The sequence below is a fragment of the Christiangramia sediminicola genome (assembly GCF_031344135.1).
Lineage (GTDB): Bacteria > Bacteroidota > Bacteroidia > Flavobacteriales > Flavobacteriaceae > Christiangramia > Christiangramia sediminicola.
The window spans coordinates 82,230-104,305 of the sequence record NZ_JAVJIU010000006.1 but is presented as its reverse complement, the minus strand read 5'-3'; the positions used below and the strand labels follow the sequence as shown (position 1 = coordinate 104,305).

At 37.6% G+C, this 22,076-nt stretch carries 16 protein-coding genes and 1 tRNA gene; 8 read left to right on the top strand and 9 right to left on the bottom strand.

Going from position 1 to position 22,076, the window contains the following annotated elements:
* Window positions 1–2: 2 nt before the first annotated feature.
* Both RE431_RS14960 and RE431_RS14955 read right to left on the bottom strand, forming a co-directional pair.
* Window positions 3–1,247 carry a BamG family beta-barrel-assembly machinery protein gene (locus RE431_RS14960; RefSeq protein ID WP_309562775.1) on the bottom strand — a complete coding sequence of 415 codons (1,245 nt, stop codon included), beginning with the start codon at window positions 1,245–1,247 and terminating at the stop codon, window positions 3–5.
* Complete coding sequence (locus tag RE431_RS14955; RefSeq protein WP_309562774.1) at window positions 1,244–1,975, bottom strand: type III pantothenate kinase; 732 nt, start codon at window positions 1,973–1,975, stop codon at window positions 1,244–1,246. The genes RE431_RS14960 and RE431_RS14955 overlap by 4 nt, the downstream gene beginning before the upstream one ends.
* Before the next feature lie 104 nt (window positions 1,976–2,079).
* Here RE431_RS14955 and RE431_RS14950 point away from each other — a divergent pair.
* A tRNA-Phe gene (locus RE431_RS14950) sits at window positions 2,080–2,152 on the top strand.
* Between the two features lie 142 nt (window positions 2,153–2,294).
* Here RE431_RS14950 and RE431_RS14945 read toward each other — a convergent pair.
* From RE431_RS14945 to era, 4 genes are all read right to left on the bottom strand, one after another.
* Window positions 2,295–2,444: a hypothetical protein gene (locus RE431_RS14945; RefSeq protein WP_309562773.1), complete on the bottom strand. Its 150-nt coding sequence runs from the start codon at window positions 2,442–2,444 to the stop codon at window positions 2,295–2,297.
* Between the two features lie 184 nt (window positions 2,445–2,628).
* Window positions 2,629–5,391, bottom strand: coding sequence for an outer membrane beta-barrel protein (locus RE431_RS14940; RefSeq protein WP_309562772.1), 2,763 nt, complete (start codon window positions 5,389–5,391; stop codon window positions 2,629–2,631).
* Between the two features lie 105 nt (window positions 5,392–5,496).
* Entirely contained in the window at window positions 5,497–6,801 is a 1,305-nt protein-coding gene (der, locus tag RE431_RS14935; RefSeq protein WP_309562771.1) for a ribosome biogenesis GTPase Der, read from the bottom strand.
* 77 nt (window positions 6,802–6,878) lie between these two features.
* Window positions 6,879–7,766: a GTPase Era gene (gene era, locus RE431_RS14930; protein WP_309562770.1), complete on the bottom strand. Its 888-nt coding sequence runs from the start codon at window positions 7,764–7,766 to the stop codon at window positions 6,879–6,881.
* Between the two features lie 247 nt (window positions 7,767–8,013).
* On the opposite strand from era, the gene RE431_RS14925 reads away from it, so the two are divergent.
* Entirely contained in the window at window positions 8,014–9,552 is a 1,539-nt protein-coding gene (locus RE431_RS14925) for a SulP family inorganic anion transporter (RefSeq protein WP_309562769.1), read from the top strand.
* Here RE431_RS14925 and RE431_RS14920 read toward each other — a convergent pair.
* On the bottom strand, window positions 9,549–9,995 hold the full coding sequence (locus RE431_RS14920) for a VOC family protein (protein ID WP_309562768.1): 447 nt from the start codon (window positions 9,993–9,995) through the stop codon (window positions 9,549–9,551). The genes RE431_RS14925 and RE431_RS14920 overlap by 4 nt on opposite strands.
* 163 nt (window positions 9,996–10,158) lie before the next feature.
* On the opposite strand from RE431_RS14920, the gene RE431_RS14915 reads away from it, so the two are divergent.
* The gene (locus tag RE431_RS14915) at window positions 10,159–11,598 is read left to right on the top strand and encodes a TonB-dependent receptor (RefSeq protein ID WP_309562767.1); all 1,440 of its coding nucleotides are present in this window, start codon (window positions 10,159–10,161) and stop codon (window positions 11,596–11,598) included.
* Window positions 11,599–11,605: 7 nt separating this feature from the next.
* Here RE431_RS14915 and RE431_RS14910 read toward each other — a convergent pair whose 3' ends face one another.
* Entirely contained in the window at window positions 11,606–12,070 is a 465-nt protein-coding gene (locus tag RE431_RS14910; RefSeq protein WP_309562766.1) for an RNA methyltransferase, read from the bottom strand.
* Between the two features lie 155 nt (window positions 12,071–12,225).
* Between RE431_RS14910 and RE431_RS14905 the strand changes: the two genes are divergently transcribed.
* Window positions 12,226–12,858: a c-type cytochrome gene (locus RE431_RS14905; protein ID WP_309562765.1), complete on the top strand. Its 633-nt coding sequence runs from the start codon at window positions 12,226–12,228 to the stop codon at window positions 12,856–12,858.
* Between the two features lie 28 nt (window positions 12,859–12,886).
* Here RE431_RS14905 and RE431_RS14900 read toward each other — a convergent pair whose 3' ends face one another.
* Window positions 12,887–13,870 (bottom strand): hypothetical protein, encoded by a 984-nt coding sequence (locus tag RE431_RS14900; protein ID WP_309562764.1) that lies wholly within the window; start codon window positions 13,868–13,870, stop codon window positions 12,887–12,889.
* Between the two features lie 229 nt (window positions 13,871–14,099).
* On the opposite strand from RE431_RS14900, the gene RE431_RS14895 reads away from it, so the two are divergent.
* The 4 genes from RE431_RS14895 to RE431_RS14880 all read left to right on the top strand — a co-directional run bounded on the left by RE431_RS14895 (window position 14,100) and on the right by RE431_RS14880 (window position 22,073).
* Entirely contained in the window at window positions 14,100–16,043 is a 1,944-nt protein-coding gene (locus tag RE431_RS14895) for an alpha-1,4-glucan--maltose-1-phosphate maltosyltransferase (RefSeq protein WP_309562763.1), read from the top strand.
* A 3-nt stretch (window positions 16,044–16,046) separates the two neighbouring features.
* Window positions 16,047–17,693, top strand: coding sequence for a trehalose synthase (locus RE431_RS14890; RefSeq protein ID WP_309562762.1), 1,647 nt, complete (start codon window positions 16,047–16,049; stop codon window positions 17,691–17,693).
* Between the two features lie 8 nt (window positions 17,694–17,701).
* Window positions 17,702–19,609: a 1,4-alpha-glucan branching protein GlgB gene (glgB, locus tag RE431_RS14885; protein WP_309562761.1), complete on the top strand. Its 1,908-nt coding sequence runs from the start codon at window positions 17,702–17,704 to the stop codon at window positions 19,607–19,609.
* 64 nt (window positions 19,610–19,673) lie between these two features.
* Entirely contained in the window at window positions 19,674–22,073 is a 2,400-nt protein-coding gene (locus RE431_RS14880; RefSeq protein WP_309562760.1) for a glycoside hydrolase family 31 protein, read from the top strand.
* The last annotated feature ends 3 nt before the right edge of the window (window positions 22,074–22,076 follow it).

The following is a 22,076-nucleotide window of genomic DNA, read 5'->3' as shown; positions in this document are numbered from 1 at the left end:
GGTTAATCAAATTTTCTTTTCGTGAACCATTTGTCATTTAAAGACAATCCTACAGATAGTCTTAAAAAGTTCTCCTGAACTAAACCTGAATCCTTGGTACCTCTTTGTCCAAGCTCGATTCCGAGGTTTGCGTTAGAGAAAAAGTTTCCGACTGGTAATCCTAGTCCAAAAGATATGCCAAACTCATTTATAGACTCGTCATTGACCACTAAACCTGTCTGATCATAACGAAATCCGGCCCTGTAAACTACTCTCTCAAAGTAACTTGTGAAAGAATTGTAGTTGGGTATATAAAATCCTCCAAGAGAAAACTGAGAGGCATCTTCAAATGTACCACCATCTCCCCTAAATCTAAAACTGTCCTCATATGAAGAAGATCCTACTTTAGAATACTCGGCTCCGGCAAACCATTTATTTCTCTCTCCCAATCCTGCACCAAAAACAAATTTTGATGGAAATTCAAATTGAGTATTTCTTAGATCCAGCTCTCTAACCTCGATTACTCTACCAGTTCCTCCGGTGAAATCTACTGTAGAGATCGCTCTTGAATTCTCTGAATCCAGATCCATGGCCGGTCTGTATGTACTGGAAACATGAAGATCTAATTTTTCAGTAATATCCGTTTGATAATTAGCTCCGAAATTAAAATTAAAACCTTTAATATCAGATCTATTTATGTCTGTTGTTCCATATTGTAGCTCTTCACGATTTATACTTTGGGTATTCTGAAAATTCCCAAAATTATAGTTCGCATCCACACCAAGGCTTAATTCATCAGTTACCGCTACACCAGCAGATAGAAAAACCTTGTTCATACCTCCACGCCCGTTAAGAAAACTAGCTGAACCTTCTTCTAAATCAAGAATTCTGTATCCAACAGAGGTATAAGGTAAAACACCAAATCCAATTCCTACTTTATCACTAACCGGAAAAGCAAGCGCCAGGTAATCTAATGAGGAGATCTTAGCATTATCACTATTCTGTTCTGTTTCAACTTTTATTCTATCGTGACTTGCTCCTACTGTAAAGTTCGTGATTTTTAAGGTACCATAGCTAGCAGGATTCTGAATATTCATATGAATACTATCATTGAATATACTCAAACCTCCCATAGACCTGTTCTCTACAGTTCCCTTGAAGTTTGTTAAACCAATACCGTAATAAGAATAAGGTGAGGATACGTTTTCCTGTGCTTCTGCAGCAAAAGCTAAAAATAAAGCTACGATTACTATAAATCGTTTTATCATTGAGTCTTGTTAAATTCTAGAATGAAATTAAGTCCTTCTAACAAAAAATTTGAGTTGGCAAATATGCTATTTTTTAATGGTATAGACAAAATTTGACTATCTCCACCTGTGAAAATAACTGTTAAATCTTCAAATTTAGAGCAATAGGATTCTACTGTTCCTTTTAATTCCATTTTAATGCCGTTAATAATTCCGGATAATATGCTGGATTCGGTAGTATCACCAATCAGTTCAGGTTCCGGCTTCGCTGTTACTAACGGTAAATTTGCGGTAAACTTGTGCAGACTTTTAAATCTCATCTCCAAACCTGGGGAAATAGCTCCTCCCAGATAGACTTCTTCAGAAGTTTTAAGATCATAAGTGATACAGGTACCGGCATCGATCACCAGAACATTTTTCCCAGAATAGGAATTTACTGCGGCCGCCACTAAAGCAATTCTATCTATCCCCAAAGTTTGAGGAGTAGCATAAGAATTTGTAAAAGGAATTTTAGTATTTCCATCTAGCCGAAGTAAAGAAAATGCTTTTTCAAGCCTTTTTTCAACTTCAGGATCCAGAGATGTGACACTGGAAAGGATTGATTCTTCGATTTCAGGAAACTTTTTTTGAAGCTGATCAATTTTTTTTAAAAATTCTTCCTTCTTAAAAATCTGCTTATCTAAAATTGTATTGTTTTGAAAAACAGCAGTCTTTATAAAGGTATTGCCGCCATCGATAACTAAATTCATTCAGTTTTTCTTTGAAAGACAAAAATACAAAAGCATTTTTTTAAAATTTCCTTTGTGAGTTCCTAAAAATGAAATTATATTTGCCACCGCTTAAACAAGCAACTGGTGCCTTAGCTCAGTTGGTAGAGCAAAGGACTGAAAATCCTTGTGTCCCTGGTTCGATTCCTGGAGGCACCACCTTTAAAAACCCGATTCAGCTGAATCGGGTTTTTTTATTCATATACTTTTACTGATTCTATAAAACACAAAGACCATCTACTGATTTCAAAGAAATCAATCGACGGTCTTTTAGTTAGACGTTTCGTCTGTAATTCAAAAATTATACGTTCAGTACAATCACATTTACGATCGCACTAATTACAGCCACAAGAATTAATGCCAAAGCTAGAGTAACTCCAATCTTGGCGAAAATATTCAAGCCTTGTAGCGATCTGTTATAATTTTGAACAAAATCAGTAAAAATTTCCATAAGCCTAGCCTGTTTTGAATTAATATTCAACTCTCTTAAATATAAGGAGTTACAAGGCTTATTCAAAAAATAATCGTTGAACCCACGATATTTTAGGCGTATGACACGGCAGGAAAATTAGTAATGGAAAAATCGGACTTTTTTATCTGGATTTCGGCATTTAAAGAAATTTTTCACCTGTTCATTACATTCTAATGAATCTTGATCTTCCCCTGTTTTGAGGTCCTTTTCCGCCACCAAAACTACTCAGTTTATAAGTGAAACTAAGCATCGCATAACGCTGAAGTACCAGGTTATTTACATCCTGAATATAATCATCTCCAACCAGTCTTCTGGTATCTACGTTTTCATCCAATAGATCATAAACCTTGACTTTTAAGGTTGCATTATCTTTCAGGAATTGATATCCAAGACTCATATTCCATAAAAGCGAAGTATTGTCAAAACCAGGAGATACATTGCCAAATTGATTATAAGAAATATCATTTCCAAAAACTACATTCTTCGGCCAGTATGTCGTAGTCTCTAATGACAAGGTATGATTGGTATAACTTTGATCTCTCCCACTATTGATATCGTAGGTAATATCATTGTAATTAAGCGTGTAACTTGGATTGATCTCAAGCACCTCATCTATGGCATAGGTCAATTGAAAGCTTGGACTTAGGTTATATTGGTCTGATCTGTATTTAACCGCATTGATGAATCCAACATTCCTGTTGTAACCAGTATTCATTCGCAATCTTAAGCGAAGCTCTCTCGCGTCCTTTTTAAAGGTCTTGCTATAAGAACCTCCAAGATTTCCGTTTATCACTCCGTCAACATTTGTATAAGTAGTAGTCCTTACAAAATTATCTACGCTGCTGGTTGCTACTACCTGATTGTTGGTGAAATTCAGATACATGTAACCAAAAAATCCACTACGAGAGGCAAAATCAAAATTTCTGAAGTTGAAATTCACTCTCTGGTTAAAGGTTGGCTCCAGTTCAGGATTCCCAATAATGATATTCAGTGGGTTTGTTCTATCTACAACCGGTTGCAATTGTCTTATAGAAGGAACATCTGCATTTGTACTATAGCCTATATTGATGCTTTTTGAACGCTCTATTGAATATCGAACATCGGCATCCACAAAAATATTATTGTAGGTATTGTCAAAACTTACATCATTTCTGAAATTGTCGGTTTTTAAGTTGGTACTCAAAAGCCCTACTTCTGTACTCACCCTCCAGGTCTCACCTTCATAATTAATCCCTGCATTCGGAGTGTGCTTGAAAGTCTTTACTTCAAAATCATTGCTTAAAAGATCATTGAAGTTTGAATATTCTCCATTTACCGCATCAAAAACGTTCCTGGTGTTTCTATTTTTTGAAGTAGAAAAATTATAATTCAGATCAAGGAAAAGCTTTTCAGCCAAAACGCTACGCTTAGACGCGCCAGCACTAAATGAATTTGTATTCTCATCCTGATCTATCAACTGATCCTGAACTTCGTTATCCTCAGGAGCATTTACATAAGTACTTTCCGAAAAATAGAAATTCTCATTTTCCTGCTTGCTATGAGAATGGCTAAGATCTAACTGAAGAAAAGATCCGCGACTTCCAAAACGCTTGATAAAATCTATGTTATTAGTAAAATTTGCGCTATTTAGATCTTCCGTTTCATCTACCACGGTTGAATTTTGCAGATTCATGTTCTCGTCCAGGTTTTCCTCAGAACGATCTCTGAAAGATGTACCGATATTAGCATTGAATCTCGGGGCGATGGAAAGTTTAGTAAGGGTATCAAATTCCACTTCATATCTCAAATTCGCCCTATGACTTTCATTCAGCAATTTGCTGCTACTAAGAGAATTCGTGAAATAACGTGAGTCTGGCAAGATATTCTCTCTTTCCACCCTTGTTCTGGTATCGGTATCATTGCTTCCATAGAAATAATCTGCACTAAGCTCCATATCATTCTCCCACTCATTCACAAAATTAAAACCTGCTGTTTCAGATTTTGTGATTCCGTTATTGTTTCCAAAGCCATTTCCGTTGATACTAAAACTTCCATTGGAGTTGAAACTTATAGATCTCGCATTGCCGCCCATCATATCAAAGACCTCATCAAAACTGAAACCTGAACTGTTGATATTATTAGAACTGGCAAGAACGCTTAATCTCAGATCATCTTTAAAGTAATTCGCAATTCCGCTCAATTCATAACGTTCATCTGTACCGCCACCGGCAGTTAACCTTGCGAAGTAACCTTTATTCTTATCTTCTTTCAGTTCGATATTTATGGTTTTATCGTCTGGATTTCCGGCCTTACCAGTAAATTCTTCGCTTTTGGTCTTAGTATCTGTAACCTGTATCTTATCTATGATCTCCTTCGGAAGGTTCTTGGTAGCGATCTTTGGATCATTCCCAAAGAACTCTTTTCCGTTCACCAGGATTCGGGAAACCGGCTTTCCATTCACCGTTATATTTCCATCTGAATCTACCTCAACGCCCGGAAGCTTTTTCATCAACTCCTCCAAATTTGCATCCTGTCTTGTATTGAAGGATCCGGCATTAAATTCAAGAGTATCTTTTTTAATAGTTATTGGGGCTCTACTGGCAGTAATACTAATTTCGTCCAGCGCGTTATCCATTGGTTTTAGCTGAATATCATTTAGAACAATACTCTTCTCAACTTTCACACTTTGAAAATGAGGAGTAAAGCCGTTATAACTAACCAGTAAATTAAGCTTATCAAGTTCTGTATTTCCTTTTAAGATGAAGGAACCATTCTTTTCTGAAATAGTATAGCTTACCAAACTGCTGTCGCTGGGCTTTTCAGTATATACGGTGGCAGATTCTAGAGGATTGGAAGACTGGTCGACAATCCTTCCCGTGATTTGAAATTCCTGTGAGAAACAAAGAGTGCTGAATAAAATTCCCAGGAGACTTAGGTAAAAACGCATTCAATAATAAAGTTAGATTAAAAACAAAGACCAATAACTCAATTATAAACGAATTATTGGCCTCTACTAAGACTATTATTATTATTGAAGGTTTAAACCAGACCGTTATTTTTTTCTGAAGAAAATAGAAATCGGAACACCCTGAAAATCAAACTCCTGCCTTAATTTATTCTCAATGAACCTTTTGTAAGGATCTCTAACATATTGCGGGAGGTTACAGAAAAACGCAAATTGAGGATGCGGCGTTGGTAATTGCATGCAAAATTTGATCTTTACGAACTTCCCTTTATATGCAGGAGGTGGATATTTTTCAATAATAGGAAGCATCACATCGTTCAATTGACGCGTTTTGATCTTGTTGCTTCTGCTTTCAAATACCTTAACTGCTGTTTCTATAGCTTTAAAAACTCTTTGCTTGGTAAGAACTGAAATAAAGATGATCGGCACATCTGTAAATGGCTCGATCTCTCTACGGATCATTGCCTCGTACTCCTTCATGGTATTGGTCTCCTTATCTAATAGGTCCCATTTGTTAACCAGGATCACGATTCCTTTGTGGTTACGCTGAGCCAGCCAGAAAATATTCTGTACCTGCCCGTCAAAACCTCTGGTAGCATCCAGAACTAATAAACAAACATCACAATTTTCGATGGCTCTTACAGATCGCATTACCGAATAGAATTCAAGGTTTTCTTTCACCTTGCTTTTTCTTCTAATCCCGGCAGTATCTACCAGATTAAATTCAAATCCATAGCGATTATATTTGGTATCAATGGAATCACGGGTAGTTCCGGCGATATCGGTTACGATATAACGATCTTCGCCTATTAAAGCATTGATAAAAGAAGATTTACCTGCATTTGGTCTTCCAACCACAGCAAATCTCGGTAGCTCAGATTCATCTTCCTCTTCAATTTCTGGCAAAGCTTCGATTAAAGCATCCAGAAGATCACCTGTACCACTACCATTTGTACTGGCAATTGGAAAATATTCACCGAGACCTAAAGAGTAAAACTCTACAGCATTGGCAAGTCTTTTATTATTATCAACCTTATTGACTGCAAGAAGTACAGGTTTATTCACTTTTCTAAGCAAAACTGCTACTTCCTCATCCATTGGAGTCACTCCAGATTCAACATCTACCATAAAGATGATCGCATCTGCTTCATCTATGGCAAGCTCCACCTGCTTATCTATTTCCTCTTCAAAAATATCATCACTTCCCTTTACATAGCCTCCGGTATCTATCAAAGAGAATTTACGACCATTCCAGTCAGACTTGCCATAATGTCTGTCACGAGTTACCCCGCTTACCGAATCAATGATCGCTTCACGACGTTGAATGAGACGGTTAAAAAAAGTTGATTTACCTACATTAGGTCTACCCACAATGGCGACAATATTGCCCATAACTATAAATTGATTTCAGGAAGCAAAATTAATGGTTTTAAACCAATTAACCCGGTTCCTGTATTAAGCTGAAAAGTTTATTTTTTATCTGTGTACCCGAACCTGCGCAGTTGTTGTGAATCGCTACGCCAGTTTTTGTTCACCTTCACGTATAATTCAAGGTGCACCTGTTTTCCGAAGAATTTCTCAAGATCTTTTCTGGCTTCTACTCCTACTCTTTTCAATGCAGAACCTTTATGCCCGATAATGATCCCCTTTTGAGTTTCTCTTTCTACCATTATCACACTGCGCATTCTAATGATGTCTTCCTCTTCAAAAAACTCATTGGTCTCGATCTCAACGCTGTAAGGGATCTCCTTTTTATAATGCATCAGGATCTTCTCACGAATGATCTCATTTACAAAGAAACGCTCCGGTTTATCTGTAAGAGTATCTTTTGGATAGAACGCCGGAGATTCCGGAAGCAGCTCTATAATTCTATTAAAAACTTCAGAAACATTGAATCCTTCTAATGCAGATATTGGATGAATCTCGGCAGTCGGTACTTTTTCAGTCCAGTAACTAACCTGCTCTTCTAATTGCTCCTGATTAGATTTGTCAATTTTATTCAACAATAGTAATACTGGCACTTCAGAATTTGCGATCTTATTAAAGAAAGCTTCATCCTTTAACCCCTGTTCACCTATTTCAACGATATAGATAAGAACATCGGCGTCTTCAAAAGCAGATTTTACAAAATCCATCATCGAAGCCTGTAGCTCGTAAGCCGGTTTAATAATTCCCGGAGTATCACTAAGGATTACCTGGAAATCTTCACCGTTAACGATTCCTAGAATTCTATGACGGGTAGTTTGTGCTTTCGAGGTGATAATAGAAAGTCTCTCCCCGATAAAAGCATTCATCAAAGTTGATTTTCCCACGTTGGGATTACCAATAATATTTACAAATCCGGCTTTATGTGCCATAATGATAATTTTTGCAAAGGTATTTCATTTGGAAACTGTTACCTAATCTTTATTCAATTTCTAACGAATAGACATTTACCGATCTATAATTTGAAATTAAAGCTAAAGAATACTTTGAATAATTCAATATAACCCATTGAAAATCATAATTTAATAAAAATAGGAATCTGAACTCATTAAGGGTTGCGCTTCTCTTTTTAATGACTATTTTTGCCGCTTCAAAAAATCAAGCCGAAAAAGCCCGATTATGAAAAAAGTTTTGAACTTATTCGACTTCAAGCAACAAGTTAACTATAAAACAGAGGTGCTTGCCGGATTAACTGTAGCGATGACCATGATCCCCGAATCACTTTCATTCGCTATTCTTGCCGGATTCCCTCCTCTTATGGGATTATATGCTTCATTTATCATGGGTCTGGTTACAGCCATTTTTGGCGGAAGACCGGGAATGATCTCTGGTGGTGCCGGTGCAACGGTAATTGTACTTATTGCTTTAATGAAGTCTCATGGGCTTGATTACGTTCTTGCGGCGGTTGCATTAGCCGGTGTTATTCAGATAGTAATTGGTGTTTTTAAGCTAGGGAAATTCATACGCCTGGTTCCTCATCCTGTAATGTTCGGGTTTGTAAACGGACTGGCGATCATCATTTTCATGTCCCAATTAGATCAATTTAAAACTGTTGTGAATGGCGATATTGTATGGCTTTCCGGAACTTCTCTTTATATCATGGCCGGCCTGGTAGCTCTTACCATCGCTATTGTAGTATTATTGCCTAAACTCACCAAAGCTGTACCTTCTTCCCTAGTTGCCATTATAGTAGTATTCATACTCGTCTATTTCCTGGGAATAGACACTAAAACTGTAGAAGACATAGCATCTGTTAGTGGTGGATTCCCACCATTCCATATCCCTGAAATTGAATTAAGCTGGAATACATTGGAAACTATTGCGCCATATTCCATGATCATGGCAGCAGTTGGATTAACCGAAGGATTACTTACTTTGAACCTGGTTGATGAAATAACTCAAACAAAAGGTAGCGGTAACAGAGAATGTGTAGCCCAGGGAAGTGCTAACGTGTTAAATGGATTTTTCTTCGGAATGGGTGGTTGCCCAATGATTGCTCAAACTCTGGTTAACCTTTCTGCAGGTTCCAGAGCCAGATTATCCGGAATTATCGCGGCTTTTACAATTCTGGTGATCGTACTATTTGGAGCACCGGTTATAGAACAGGTACCAATGGCGGCTCTTGTGGGTGTAATGATCATGGTAGCGATCGGAACTTTTGAATGGGCAAGTTTGAAGATCTTTAATAAAGTACCTAAGAAAGATATTTTTCTAGTGATCATAGTAGCATTAATAACAGTATTACTTCATAACCTGGCCTTGGCAGTTCTCGTTGGTGTAATCCTTTCAGCATTATTCTTTGCCTGGGAAAGCGCCAAAAGAATTAGAGCAAGAAAGCATATTGACGAAAATGGCGTAAAGCATTATGAAATATACGGCCCGTTATTCTTCGCATCTACCACCAATTTTGCTGAAAAATTTGATGTAATAAACGATCCCGAAGAGATCATTATTGATTTTAAGGATAGTCGTGTTGCAGACATGTCGGCCATCGAAGCCTTAAACAACGTAACTCAGCGATATAGTAAGGTTGGCAAAAAAGTTCACTTAAGACACTTAAGCAATGACTGCCGCAGATTACTTCAGAACGCTGATGCACTTATTGAAGTAAACATCCTGGAAGACCCAACTTACAAGGTTGCAACAGATAAGGCTTAAAGAGAATTATCATTGATCTCTATCCAGTATCCATCAGGGTCCTGGAGATAAATCTGTTTTATACCATCTGGCCTGGTATTGGTAGTTTCCTTTTCCCCAGTCCAGTTTTCAAATGGCACTTTTTCGCTTTTCAGAAACTCCATCAATTCTGATAGCTTTGACGTATTTAATGCCATATGCACTCCTTTATGTTTTTCTGGCACATCTTCGCTTTCAATTAAATGAATCTGAACTTTTTCAGCGAGTTCGAACCATCTAATATGATCTGGAAGACCGCCATTAGGGATCTCCTTCAGTCCTAGAATTTCAGAATAAAATTTTGCCGAGGCATCTAAATCCTTTACCAGGATCGCATCGTGGTCTTTATGCAGTTGAAAATTATTTTGTGAGTTCATCATGGAAGTAAATAACAAAATTGTGAGAACACTAATTATTTTTTTCATTTTCTTATTGTTGGATTCTAAAGTTAGACAATTTCTGAAAATGTTTCGGCACTTCCCGAAAGCCTTAAAACTTTGCATTTTCTTTTAAACATTACTTAAAATGACTGATCAGAAAATATAATATTCCTAACTTTCAGGAACCAACAAAATCAAAGTTTATTAGATGGCTGAGCTAAGTGAAGATGAATTTCAGAATATTCTATCTATTCAGAATAAATGTACCCGGTTAAACCTCAACGAAAATATTTATGGAACTTTCGCTGAGATAGGAGCCGGACAGGAAACAGTTCGTCATTTTTTTAGAGCAGGAAATCCAAAGGGTACCATAGCCAAAACTCTGAGTGCCTACGATAAAGATTTTAGTGATGCTATTTATGGCTTAGATCCTCAAAACAGGTATGTAACAGAGGCTCGACTTAAACGAATGATAGATTACGAGGCAGACCTGATTGAAAAGAGATTGTCCAGGAAAAAATATCCTAACAAGCTATTCTTTAGTTACGCCAATACAGTAGCAACTATAGATTGGGCTAAAAAGTATAAAGGTCATGGCTGGCTAGGAATCAAATTCCAGCGAGAGCCGGAACAGGAATATAGCGAGATCATTCTGCACGTTCAGTTTCACGAAAATAATGCTTCTCAGCAACAGATAAGTTTAGGAATTATGGGCGTGAATCTTATTTATGCTGCATTTTACCAGAGCGACGACCCTAAAGTACTTATCAAAAAACTTTATGATCATCTTTCAGTAGATAAAATCGAGATCGATTCTATCAATTTTAAAGGACCTGTTTTCAAAAATGTGGATAACAGGTTGATGAGCCTCGAACTTGTGAAAGAAGGCATTACTGATGCCGTAATGTTCTCTAAGGATGGAAACAATATTCTACCCGCAAATGTTCTATATAAAAAGAACATTCTAACCCTTAGAGGAAGTTTTCGACCGGTTACCAACCTAAACCTGAACATGTTCATGTCTGCCAGGAAATTATTCCTGGAGGAAGAAGAAGTAGATCCAGATAAGACCGTCATTATTTTTGAAATGACCCTAAATAATCTAAAAGCTGAAGGAGAAATTGATGAAAAAGATTTCTTAGATAGAGCCGATCTTTTATGTGCTTCTGGACAAACCGTAATGATCTCCAGTTTTCAGGAATATTATAAAGTAGTAGAATATTTCTCTTTGCATACTAAAAAACAACTTGGCCTGGCGATGGGTGTAGACAACCTTATCGATATTTTCAACGAGAAATACTATCGACATTTAAGCGGTGGCATTCTGGAAGCTTTTGGAAAACTATTCTTTAAAAGTTTGAAAGTTTACCTGTATCCAATTAGAGATGAAGAGACCGGTGATATCATCAATAGTAAGAATCTAAAAGTTCATCCAAGAGTTAAAGAACTTTACAAGTTTTTCGTGGATAATGGAAAAGTGATCGATATCGAAGATTATGATGAAGAGTCACTGGATATTCACCCGAGAAAAGTTTATGAAATGATTCGTGAAGGCGATCAAGAGTGGGAAAATATGGTTCCCGGACTTACTGCGAAAATGATCAAGGAAAAAAATCTATTTCAGGAAGAAAAAGAAACTCAAAGCTAAAACCGGTTTAGGTGGAAAATTCAGATTTCATACCTCTGTCATACATAACGATACTACCCGCAACTGAAACATTCAAACTTAAAGTTGATTTGAATTTCACCAGAAAATGGGCTTTTTCTATAGCTGCATTAGATAAACCGTGATCTTCTGCACCCAGAAGATAAACACATCTACGGGGATGTTTAAACTCTTCCAGAGCCTGTGCTTCATCGGTAAGTTCAACTCCAACTAACATTGCGCCTTTTGGAAGATGTGCATAAAAATCTTCAAAAGTATCGTAATGAAAATACGGCATTGCGCCTACAGCCTTATGGGTGTCACAAGCCTGTTTTGAATATCTGTTACCAATCGTATAAATAAAACTAGCGCCCATATTCTGAGCAGAACGCCATAAAACCCCAAGATTTTCAGGGGTCTTTCCATTCTGAATTCCAATTCCGAAAAATCCCTGTTCCAGATTATCTGTTTGCATCCTGCAAAAATAGGATTCTTAAGTCTTTCTTCATAAAAATAGATGATCGCAGATATGCCGATTATCGAAAAAGCTATTGAATTTATCGGTTATATTACTGTATTTCAAAAAGTTGAACTAAATTCAAGTCAACTATCAACCAATTTTAAATCAATATGTTAGACTCTAATTCCAAATTCGAGACCGGGAGAGGTGTATACCTGCAGGTTTTCCTGGCCGTAATTCTCATGATTTTTGCAGCTTCCTGTAAGGACAAAGACTATAAAGAAGTTCCAGAAGAAAAGAAAATGACGATGAATGACAGTATTAAGCGAGGCGAATATCTTGTAAAAACAATTGGCTGTCACGATTGTCACTCACCAAAAAGAATGACCGAACGTGGACCACAGGAAATTCCGGAACTTGCTCTAAGCGGTTACCAGGCGGGCGACACTTTACCTCCAATCAATTCTGAAGCTATTCAAAATGGATGGATGTTAATGAGTGGTGACTTAACTGCTGCTGTAGGCCCATGGGGTGTTTCTTTTGCTGCCAACCTAACTTCAGATGATACAGGGATTGGTAACTGGAGTATGGAAAGATTTAAAACTGCCATGCGAGAAGGTAAATTAAAAGGAGACAAAGGTGGTAGAATGATGCTCCCTCCTATGCCATGGCAAAATTTAGGTAAGCTAACAGATGAAGACCTAGAATCTATGTTCAAATACCTTCAGAGCACTGAACCGGTTGAAAATGCTGTTCCTGCGCCAATCCCTCCAACAAAACTGGACAGTTTAAAAACAAAATAAAAAAACCGGCTTTGTGCCGGTTTTTATTTTATTGAACTTTAAAAGTTTTGAGCATTCCTTTACTTTGAGGATCTGGCACTTCAGAAATCAGGGCATAATTACCCGGTCTTAGTTCAGCTGTAAAATAACCGATTCCCCCCTGTTTCATTTCCTGCATTCCTCCAAGGAATTTAAATCCTTCAGGAGAAGGCGTCTGTAGTCCTTTTGGATCTGCCCAGTTCATCCAGGCATTAAGCTTGGAAATATCTGCACCTTCATCTACCCAAACCAGGTGAACATCAGACATCACATAATTTTCATGAACTTTTTGTTCTCCAAATTCTACTTTAAAAGTTTTTTCGCCGGCAGATGGTCTTTCATTAAATGTGATTCCTTCAATCCCTGAAACATTAATAGTGTAATCTTCCATAATATCAACCTCAGAACTATCAGGTTCAATCACATTTATCTGCATTGCCATACCCTGCGTATTATGAAAAACACCGTTGGCCATTTTAACATAACATTCAATAATGTAAGTTCCAGGCTCCAGGTAAATAGTAGACTGAGCAGTACTTTTTGCTGAAATAAGACCTACTCCGCCGGTGTATTCAACCTGCTGGAACCATTCAGGTAACTTCCCAAATGCTTCATTAGCCTTTTCAAATTCACCTTTATTCAGGAAATCCATCCCTTCCTGGAAAGCCGGTCCTACTTCTCTCTCAGCATCTTCAATTGTTTTTCCTTCCGGATATTTATCGAAAAGGATAAAATGAGTTTCATTGGAATTGTTGCGATATTTAATGGTGGTCCAACCTGCCTTCCATTCATCTTTAGCTTTAAACTCCATCGCATTGGTGACGATGGTCATAGATTGAGCTTCAGGCTTTTCTTCAGCTTGTTTTGTTTCCTCAGTTTCCTCAACTGAATCTTCATCTTTTTCCTCATTCGATTTACAGGATAGAATTAAAAAATTTAATAATACAGCGATTAATGCTCCTCCAAACGATAATTTGAAATTAGTAGCTTTCATATTTACTGGTTTTGATTAGTCTTTCTTGTGTAAGCAAGTGTGGAGCAATAACTAAATTCTAATTTTTTACGCTTATTTCAAAGAAATTCGCAATTTAAATGATGACTCAACCTCCTAAACCTTAATTAATTGTCAAAAATCTAAACAAGTTTGGAAATCGATGTCATTTTCAAAAACTCTTTATTAAATTTAAGATTCTGACGATCAAAAATTAAAACTCATAGTCTATATGCTAGAGAAGAGTAGAATTGTAATTGAAAATATAAGCCCCGTTATCAATTGTGGTGATTACCCGGTTAAAAGAGTTGTTGATGAAGTTGTAAATGTGCAGGCAGATATTTTTGGAGACGGCCATGATATCATTCAGGCATCTGTATTTTATAAACATTCAGCTAAACGAAACTGGAAAGAATCCAGAATGTGTCCTGCTGAAAATGATGTATGGAAAGGTGCCTTTTCCGTTGAAAGTCAGGGGAATTTTGAATTTTATTTACAGGGCTGGGAAGATCACGGCCTGAACTGGAGACATGGCATCATCAAGAAAATTGAGGATTCACAAAAGGTGACTTCAGAATTACTGGAGGGAGCGGAGATTTTTAAAGAGATATTACCAAAATCAACAAAGTCTGATTCAGTTTTAATTAAGAAAGCCATAGCTGCGTTTCAGGACGAAAATAGCTATGAAGAAGCTGTAAGTATTTGTCTTGACAAAGAGTTGGAAGATATTTTATTGAATTATCCTCATAAAGCTGTACCATTCGAAACGAAAAAATATCCGGTGTACGTAGATCGTAAAAAAGCAAGATTCAGTACCTGGTATGAGTTCTTTCCACGATCTGCATCAAAAGAAGAAGGTAAACATGGAACTTTTAAAGACTGTGAAGCCATCTTACCTAGAGTTGCTGAAATGGGATTTGACACCCTATATTTCCCTCCTGTGCATCCTATTGGAGAAGTTAACAGGAAAGGAAAGAATAATGCAACTAATGCTGAGGACAATGATGTAGGATCACCGTGGGGAATAGGTTCGAAAAATGGAGGTCATAAAGATCTTCATCCGGAACTTGGAAGCCTTAAAGATTTTAAATCTCTCGTAAAAAAAGCAAAGGAATTGGATATAGAAGTGGCCATGGACTTCGCCCTGCAAGCTGCTCCAGATCATCCATATGTAAAAAAACATCCTAAATGGTTCAAATGGCGTCCCGATGGAACCATTCAATATGCTGAAAATCCTCCAAAAAAATACCAGGATATTCTACCCATTCACTTTGAATCTGATGAATGGAAAAAAATGTGGAAAGAATTTCTGGATATCGTTCTTTACTGGATCGAAGAAATAGGAATTCAGGTTTTCAGAGTAGATAATCCGCACACCAAACCATTTTATTTCTGGGGATGGTTAATTGCTGAAGTGAAAAAGAAACATCCTGATATTTTATTCCTGGCAGAAGCATTTTCACGTCCAAAAATCATGGAGCAATTAGGTAAGCAAGGTTTTACACAGTCTTATACTTATTTTACCTGGAGAACAAATAAACATGAGCTAACAGAATATGTGAACCAGCTAACGAATACTGAATTAAGCGAATACTTCAGGCCCAATTTCTGGCCAAATACTCCAGATATTAATCCTTACCATCTTCAGGGTGCGAACGAATCAATGTTTATGATCAGGTATTTTCTTGCTGCGACCTTAAGTTCTAATACTGGAATTTACGGACCCGTTTATGAGTTTATGATTTCTGAAGCCATGCCTGGCAAAGAAGAGTATAGAGATTCAGAAAAATACCAGATTAGTAATTGGGACTGGAAGGCAGAAAATAAACTTATGCGTGTGATCTCAAAGATCAACACAGCGAGAAAAAACAATTCTTCCCTGCAGCAAACCAATAATATTCAATTCTGTGAAATTCATGATGACGGACTCATGGCATACTATAAATATGACCAGGAAAAAGAAAATCAAACCTTAATGGTAGTGAGTCTTGATCCTTATTATGCGAAGCAGGGTTCGGTAAGGTTTCCCAGGCATGAAATTGGCCTGGATCATGGCCAATCTGTAACTGTTGAAGATCAGATCACTGGTAACTCTTACCATTGGGATCAGGAATGGTGTTATATAGAATTACATCCAGGAATGCCTTTCCACTTATTCAAAATTATTAAAAACTAAAAAATGTCAAAGAAGGCGAATACCAACGTAAATACTTCAGATTTTCAGTTTAAGAATACCTGGGAAACGGCATTCGAAGACCAGGAATTCATCAAGACTTTCAGCACAGAAATTCTTGAAGATTATATTCTGAAGAAACGTTGGTATGCCGGAAAGTCGAGCACACTTAAGTATATTGAAGTTGTAGATCACTGTAAACTTAGCTCTGATAAAAACACTTATTTTGGAGTGCTTATCGAGATCAACTTTAGCGAGGCTTTTTTCCAAGATTATTTTATCCCGGTAAGTTTCATCCCTGGAAATAAAGAAAATTTAGAGACGGGAACCATCATTGCTCCGGTTACCTTTCAAGGCGTGGAAGGTCATTTAATAGATGCACTGCATATTGAAGATTTCAGGATCGTAGTGTTCAATAGAATTATGGGTTACTCCGGAGAAAATAACCATAAAAAGATCCTTTTCCATCGTTCAGAAACCATGAAACCTATGAAGTATGAATCTTCAGGATTTATGGGCGGTGAACAAAGCAACACGTCTATTATTTATAATAACAGCCTGGTCATGAAATTCTTCCGTAGAATTTATACCAGTAAGAATCCAGATTATGAAATAAGTCGTTTCCTTACCGAAAAAAGCAATTTCAAAAACATTCCAGCATACGTAGGCAGCATTAATCTTGATCTTGATAATGGTGATACTATTACCCTGGCATTGATGCAGGATCTTATTGAAAATGAAGGTGACGCCTGGAAATATATGCTGGAAGAGCTAAAATCTGTTTTTACCAATATTGAAAAGAAAAAGATCAAGGTTAAAAAGCTTCCTGCCATATCGCTTTACCAGAGGCAACCTATTAATTCCATTCCGCCTGAGATCATCGATTTCGCGGGACTCAATATATTTCTTAAAGTTTCCAAACTTGCACAAAGAACTGCTGAAATGCATATTGCTCTGGGAAGCGACATGCAAGACACGGCCTTCACTCCTACGAAATACAATGGTGATTATGCGGTTTGGCTTAAGAACCGGCTTATTTATATGTTTCAGAACAGGTTGAATACCATCGAAAATAATATGCATAAACTGGATGGTGAAGCCCTTGAACTTGCCAAGGAATTTCTAGATAAGAAAAAAGAAATAAGGGAACATTTTCTGAATTTTAACTGGACCAGAATGAAAAGCGAACGCATCAGGATCCATGGAGATTATCATCTGGGACAGGTTCTGGTAGATCATGATGATTTTTATTTGCTGGATTTTGAAGGAGAACCTGAAAGTACTATCCAGGATAGAAAAGTGAAACAACCACCATTAAAAGATGTGGCAGGCATGTTCAGATCATTTCATTATGCCATATATTCCACCATCTTTAATAACGACGGGAGCTTTTCTACCTCTCAGGAAGATATGTTCGAGGCCGGTGAGGTGCTTTATAAATACATGATCGGTGTATTCATGGAGACTTATGTACACAAAGTACAGGCAGAAAATTTAAATATTGGATATAAGCAGGAAATAGAATTTTTACTCGATTATTGCTTACTGGAAAAAGCGGTTTATGAACTTGGTTACGAATTGAATTCCAGGCCAAGATGGACCATAATTCCTCTTAGAGGAATCGCCAGTATTTTAAAGAATAAGAAAAATTAAAACCAACTATGAAAAAAGAAGTACAAGTACACTCTTTATTTTCAGATTTCGATATATCTCTTTTTAGGGCTGGAAAACATTACAGGCTGTATGAAAAGTTTGGCGCGCATATCTTGGAAGTTGATGGCGAGAAAGGCGTTTATTTCGCAGTATGGGCTCCATCAGCAAAATCAGTTTCGGTTATTGGAGATTTTAACTACTGGCTGGAGGGCGAGCATCCACTTAATGTTAGATGGGACGAAAGCGGTATCTGGGAAGGATTTATTCCGGGAGTAGAGAAAGGAGCGAAATATAAATACAAGATACATTCCAGCATCGATGATATGAAGCTGGAAAAGGCAGATCCATATGCTCTGAAATGTGAGCATCCGCCTAATACCGCTTCCATCGTATGGGATCTTGAATATAAATGGAAAGACAAGAAACATATGTCTTCCAGAAAAGATAAAAACTCATTAAGCAGTCCGTACTCGATTTATGAAGTTCATCTGGGATCCTGGAGAAAAAACATGGATGAGAATCGTTCACTTACCTATGTAGAAATGGCCGATGAGCTGGTTTCTTATGTAAAGGAAGTTGGATTCACTCATGTTGAATTCATGCCTATAATGGAATATCCTTATGATCCTTCCTGGGGTTATCAATTAACCGGGTATTTTGCTCCTACTTCGCGCTTTGGCGATCCTCAGGAGTTCATGTATCTCACCGATGCTTTCCATAAGGCTGGAATTGGTGTTATCCTGGATTGGGTGCCTTCACACTTTCCGGAAGATAAACATGGCCTTGGAAAATTTGACGGTTCCAATTTATACGAACATCCAGATCCAAGAAAAGGATATCACCCTGACTGGAAAAGTTTAATCTTCAACTACGGTAGAAATGAAGTTAGATCTTTCCTTATCAGTAACGCTATTTTCTGGCTGGACAAGTATCATGCAGACGGATTAAGGGTAGATGCTGTTGCCTCTATGTTATACCTTGATTATTCCAGGGAAGACGGAGAATGGGAGCCAAATGAACATGGCGGAAGAGAAAACCTGGATGCCATTAGTTTTGTGCGTGATCTCAATACTGAGGTCTATAAAAGTTTTGACGGGGTACAGACCATTGCCGAAGAATCTACGTCTTTCCCAATGGTTTCAAGACCTGTAGACCTTGGCGGCCTTGGTTTCGGAATGAAATGGATGATGGGCTGGATGCACGATACATTAGAGTATTTCAAGAAAGATTCTATCTACCGGCAATATCATCAGAACGATATCACCTTCAGTATGACCTATACTTTTACTGAAAATTTTGTCTTGCCACTAAGTCACGATGAAGTGGTATATGGTAAAAAATCATTATTAGGCAGAATGCCTGGAGATGACTGGCAGAGATTTGCCAACCTAAGACTTCTTTACTCTTATATGTTCACTCATCCCGGCGCAAAATTACTTTTCATGGGTGCAGAGATAGGTCAATATGAAGAATGGAACTATAATACCAGCCTGGACTGGCATTTACTTGATTATGAGCCCCATCAGGGAATCAAGAAAGTACTTACAGATCTGAATAAATTATACAAAACCAGACCAGCATTGCATGAAAAGCAATTCACTGCAGATGGTTTTGAATGGATCTCTTATGATGATAGTCAGAATTCAGTGCTAACCTATATTCGTAAAGGAGAAGATCCCAAAAAATCCTTAGTGGTTGTATGCAATTTCACTCCAACGGTGTTGAAAGATTATAGCGTCGGAGTTCCACATAGCGGAAAACTGAAAGAGATCTTCAATTCAGATAACGAAAAATATGGAGGCTCCGGAATCAAAAATAAAAGCATTAAAACCAAAAAAGAATCTTTCCACGGAAGAGATAATTCTGCAGAAATAACCATTCCACCTTTGGGATGTGTTGTATTTGAAATTTTATGAACAAGCATATAATAATTCAAGGGAATAAACTTCTTTTGTAACCGATTAACAAGATTGCAAAACTATGATTACCAATACAGAACTCGAACATAAGGGGAACCTATACCCTAGCGGATTGATCTCATATGAGCACGATCAGGATACGATAAATTTCATCACCAAAAACGGAGTTAGACTTCAAATTACCGTTTTACGTGATAACATGTTAAGAATGCGCTATACTACAAATGGCATTTTTGAAAATGATTTTTCTTATGCTGTAGATGAAAATCATCCACATGGATTTAACCAACTAAAGGTTGAAGAGGATGAGACGCATATTATTATTACTACTGAAAAATTTAAATGCAAGGTTGCCCGTGACGATATACGTGTTGGCATGTATGATCTTGACGGAAAAACCATCCTTGAGGATGAACTTGGTTTCCACTGGGAAGAAAGCTTTGAATTTGGAGGGAATTTTGTAAAAATGAGCAAATCATCGAAAGATCAGGAGAACTTCTTTGGCCTTGGTGATAAGCCAACTAACTTCAATTTGAAAGGAAAACGTCTTAGCCTATGGAATACAGATCAATACGCCTACGGAAAAGATACAAATGAGCTTTATAAAGCTGTTCCATTCTATATGGGACTTCACGGAAATCTTTCTTACGGAATATTCTTCGATAATACCTTCAAGACACATTTTGACTTTTGTAGTGAACGTAGACACGTAACCAGTTTCTGGGCAGATGGTGGTGAGATGAATTACTATTTCATCTATGGGCCTCAAATGTCTGATGTCTTAACTACCTACACAGACCTTACAGGTAAACCAGAACTTCCACCAATGTGGGCGCTAGGGTTCCACCAATGTAAATGGAGTTATTACCCGGAGAGCAAAGTGAAAGAGATCACTTCAAGATTCAGGGAACTTAATTTTCCTTGTGATGCCATTTATCTTGACATTGATTATATGGATGGTTTCAGGTGCTTTACCTGGAATAAAGAATATTTCCCAGATCCAAAAAGAATGGTACGGGAACTCGAAGAAGATGGATTCAAGACTGTTGCGATAATAGATCCGGGAATCAAGATCGATCTTAATTACGATATTTTCAAGGAGGCTTTAGATAAGAATTATTTCTGCCGAAGAGCCGATGGACCTTATATGCGAGGAAAAGTATGGCCGGGAGAATGTTATTTCCCCGACTTTACCAATCCGGAAGTTAGAGAATGGTGGAGCGGACTTTACCGTGAGCTGATTGGTGATATCGGAGTAAAAGGAGTTTGGAACGATATGAACGAGCCTGCTGTTATGGAAGTTCCGGGAAAAACCTTCCCTTTGGATGTAAGGCACGATTACGATGGTCACAGATGTAGTCACCGTAAAGCGCATAATATCTATGGAATGCAAATGGCTCGCGCCACTTATGAAGGAGTGAAAAAATTCAATTTCCCGAAAAGACCTTTTATTATCACACGTGCAAACTATTCAGGAGGTCAAAGATATACCTCTACCTGGACGGGTGATAACGTAGCTAGCTGGGAACACCTTTGGCTAGCGAATGTTCAGATTCAAAGACTATGTATGAGCGGTATGAGCTTCGCAGGATCTGATATTGGTGGATTTGCTGAGCAACCATCGGGAGAGCTATATACTCGCTGGATGCAATTAGGTATTTTCCACCCCTTCTGTAGAGTACACTCTTCTGGAGATCACGGTGAACAGGAACCATGGTTCTTTGGAGATGAAGTGCTTGATATCGCCAGGAAATATGTAGAACTGAGATATCAGTTATTACCTTATTTATACACAGCTTTTCAGAAATATGTGCATGAAGGAGCACCAATATTAAAACCTCTGGTTTACTTCGATCAGGAAGACGTGCAAACGCATTACAGGTCTGATGAATTTATCTTCGGAAACCAGATCCTTGTCTGCCCTATTCAGGAACCAAATGTACAGGGAAGAAGAATGTATATACCACGAGGAAAATGGTATAACTTCTGGAACGATAAATTGATCACCGGCGGAAAAGAAATGTGGGTAGATGCTCCTCTGGACACGATTCCTATGTATATCAAGGAAGGTGCAATCATTCCTAAATATCCTGTTCAGCAATATGTGGATCAATTAGACCTTGAGGAAATAGACCTTGATGTTTATTACAAACTTGGTAAGGAAAGTTCAGAATTCTACGAAGATGCTCATGATGGATATGAATATCGCCAGAACATCTATAGTTTAAGAACTTTTAAATTGACAGGAAGAGAAGATGGGATCATTGTACAGCAGCACAAAAGCGGAAAATATTCTGCTCCTTATGCAAGGTTTAAATTGAAATTCCACGGACTTCCATTTGAAGTCAAGAAAGTAATCTTCGAAAACGAAGAGATTCCATTAGAGAATCTTCAGTATAATGCAGAAGAGAAAACTATAATAGTTGATAAGGAATTCAGTGATATTCATCTCGTAGGATAAAAT